1 tRNA gene is annotated in these 262 nt (G+C 54.6%); it reads right to left on the bottom strand.

The annotated features are described in order from the left end of the window. Window positions 1–63: 63 nt before the first annotated feature. Window positions 64–136: transfer RNA gene (locus tag GXK58_RS26900), tRNA-Ala, on the bottom strand. Between the last annotated feature and the right edge of the window lie 126 nt (window positions 137–262).

Genomic DNA, 262 nt, shown 5'->3' with positions numbered 1-262 from the left:
CCTTCGGGTTATGAGCCCGACGAGCTACCAGACTGCTCCACCCCGCGATAATAAAGATATTGATGGAGCCTAGCGGGATCGAACCGCTGACCTCCTGCGTGCAAAGCAGGCGCTCTCCCAGCTGAGCTAAGGCCCCATATTATTAATGCAAACTCTGGTCGGGAAGACAGGATTCGAACCTGCGACCTACGGGCGCATTATTAAATAGTGGTGCCGAGGACCGGAATCGAACCGGTACGGTAGTCACCTACCGCAGGATTTT

Origin of the sequence: Bacillus sp. USDA818B3_A (assembly GCF_009928415.1) — a bacterium.
Taxonomy (GTDB): domain Bacteria; phylum Bacillota; class Bacilli; order Bacillales; family Cytobacillaceae; genus Neobacillus.
The sequence above is the reverse complement of the archived record's forward strand: the minus strand, read 5'-3'. Positions and strand labels throughout refer to the sequence as shown.